This is a genomic window from Nonomuraea aridisoli (genome assembly GCF_003236395.1).
Taxonomy (GTDB): domain Bacteria; phylum Actinomycetota; class Actinomycetes; order Streptosporangiales; family Streptosporangiaceae; genus Nonomuraea; species Nonomuraea aridisoli.
In genome coordinates, this window is the sequence record NZ_POUD01000486.1 from 1 (window position 1) to 3,177 (window position 3,177).

General features: G+C 56.7%; 1 rRNA gene. It reads right to left on the minus strand.

The features are described 5' to 3' along the window. Nucleotides 1-5 precede the first annotated feature (5 nt). Nucleotides 6-3,115: ribosomal RNA gene (locus C1J01_RS47220) — 23S ribosomal RNA — on the minus strand. Nucleotides 3,116-3,177: the final 62 nt, after the last annotated feature.

A 3,177-nucleotide genomic window follows, 5' to 3' on the forward strand; every position in this document is an offset into this window, starting at 1 on the left:
GCTTTGTGGTCAAGTCCTCGGCCTATTAGTACCGGTCAGCTCCACACGTTACCGCGCTTCCACCTCCGGCCTATCAACCCGGTCATCCACCGGGAGCCTTACCCCCTCACAGGGTGGGAGACCTCATCTCAAGGCAAGCTTCCCGCTTAGATGCTTTCAGCGGTTATCCCTTCCGAACGTAGCCAACCAGCCATGCACCTGGCGATACAACTGGCACACCAGAGGTTCGTCCGTCCCGGTCCTCTCGTACTAGGGACAGCCCCTTTCAAGTCTCCTACGCGCGCAGCGGATAGGGACCGAACTGTCTCGCGACGTTCTAAACCCAGCTCGCGTACCGCTTTAATGGGCGAACAGCCCAACCCTTGGGACCTACTCCAGCCCCAGGATGCGACGAGCCGACATCGAGGTGCCAAACCATCCCGTCGATATGGACTCTTGGGGAAGATCAGCCTGTTATCCCCGGGGTACCTTTTAGCCGTTGAGCGACACCGCTTCCACACGCCGATGCCGGATCACTAGTCCCAGCTTTCGCTCCTGCTCGACCCGTCAGTCTCACAGTCAAGCTCCCTTGTGCACTTACACTCAACACCTGATTACCAACCAGGCTGAGGGAACCTTTGGGCGCCTCCGTTACCCTTTAGGAGGCAACCGCCCCAGTTAAACTACCCACCAGACACTGTCCCCGATCCGGATCACGGACCAGAGTTAGACGTTCAAAACGACCAGAGTGGTATTTCACCAATGACTCCACCCGAACTAGCGTCCAGGCTTCCCAGTCTCCCACCTATCCTACACAAGACGCTCCAAACGCCAATGTCAAGCTGTAGTGAAGGTCCCGGGGTCTTTCCGTCCTGCTGCGCGTAACGAGCATCTTTACTCGTAATGCAATTTCGCCGGGTCTGCGGTTGAGACAGCGGGGAAGTCGTTACGCCATTCGTGCAGGTCGGAACTTACCCGACAAGGAATTTCGCTACCTTAGGATGGTTATAGTTACCACCGCCGTTTACCGGCGCTTAAGTTCTCACCTTCGCCAGCGTCACCGCCGGCTAAGCGGTCCCCTTAACGTTCCGGCACCGGGCAGGCGTCAGTCCGTATACATCGTCTTACGACTTCGCACGGACCTGTGTTTTTAGTAAACAGTCGCTTCCCCCTGGCCACTGCGGCCCCCACCAGCTCAAAGCGCAAAGCCCATCACCAGCAGAGGCCCCCCTTCTCCCGAAGTTACGGGGGCAATTTGCCGAGTTCCTTAACCACAGTTCACCCGATCGCCTTAGTATTCTCTACCTGACCACCTGAGTCGGTTTAGGGTACGGGCCGCCACAACACTCACTAGAGGCTTTTCTCGGCAGCATAGGATCATCCACTTCACCACAATCGGCTCGGCATCACATCTCAGGTACATACGAGGCGGATTTGCCTACCTCGCTCCCTACATGCTTACCCCAGGACAACCATCGCCTGGGCTGGACTACCTTCCTGCGTCACCCCATCGCTTACCTACTACCCGATCGGATCGAGCGTTCACTCTGACCCCAAGCCCGAAGGCTTTAGGCGAGCTAAGGACTCTTAGCATCACGAGGTTCAGTATGGGCGCATTGAAGCGGGTACGGGAATATCAACCCGTTGTCCATCGACTACGCCTGTCGGCCTCGCCTTAGGTCCCGACTTACCCTGGGCGGATTAGCCTGCCCCAGGAACCCTTGGTCATCCGGCGCGAGGGTTTCTCACCCTCGATTCGCTACTCATGCCTGCATTCTCACTCGCACAGCCTCCACAACTAGATCACTCTGCTGCTTCGCCGGCTGCACGACGCTCCCCTACCCACCAACAAGAACAAAGTCCTCATCAGTGCCACGACTTCGGCGGTGTACTTGAGCCCCGCTACATTGTCGGCGCAGAATCACTTGACCAGTGAGCTATTACGCACTCTTTCAAGGGTGGCTGCTTCTAAGCCAACCTCCTGGTTGTCTCTGCGACTCCACATCCTTTCCCACTTAGCACACGCTTAGGGGCCTTAGTCGGTGATCTGGGCTGTTTCCCTCTCGACTACGAACCTTATCGCCCGCAGTCTCACTGCCACGCTCTCACTTACCGGCATTCGGAGTTTGGCTGACGTCAGTAACCTTGTCGGGCCCATCGGCCATCCAGTGCTCTACCTCCGGCAAGAAACACGCAACGCTGCACCTAAATGCATTTCGGGGAGAACCAGCTATCACGGAGTTTGATTGGCCTTTCACCCCTACACACAGGTCATCCCCCAGGTTTTCAACCCTGGTGGGTTCGGTCCTCCACCCAGTCTTACCTGAGCTTCAACCTGCCCATGCGTAGATCACCCCGCTTCGGGTCTACAGCATGCGACTCAAACGCCCTCTTCAGACTCGCTTTCGCTACGGCTCCCCCACACGGGTTAACCTCGCCACACACCATAACTCGCAGGCTCATTCTTCAAAAGGCACGCAGTCACATCACACAACAGCAAGCTGTTGTAAGCTCCTACGGCTTGTAGGCACACGGTTTCAGGTACTATTTCACGACCCCTCACCGGGGCACTTTTCACCTTTCCCTCACGGTACTCGTGCACTATCGGTCACCAGGGAGTATTTAGGCTTACCAGGTGGTCCTGGCAGATTCACACAGGATTCCTCGAGCCCCGTGCTACTTGGGATCCCCTCCAGCAGTCGACAAGGTTTCGTCTACCCGGCTCTCACGGTCTACGGCAGCCCTTCCCAGAGCTTTCAACTACCCCACCGATTTATCACTGCTCGAAGAAGCGGCAGCTCCTTCAAGAAGGTCCCACGACCCCGGACATGCAACGCCTGCCGACTATCACACACGCCCGGTTTAGCCTCATCCGCTTTCGCTCACCACTACTCACGGAATCACTCTTGTTTTCTCTTCCTACGGGTACTGAGATGTTTCACTTCCCCGCGTTACCACCAACCGCCCTATACATTCAGGCGGAGGCAACACCACATGACTGGTGCTAGGTTTCCCCATTCGGACATCCCCGGATCAACGTCTGGTTGGCGACTCCCCGAGGCTTAACGCAGCCTCCCACGTCCTTCATCGGCTCCTGATGCCAAGGCATCCACCGTGTGCCCTAAAAAACTTGGCCACAAAGATGCTCGCGTCCACTATGCAAATCTCAAACAACAAACAGCAACCACCTCCAAACCC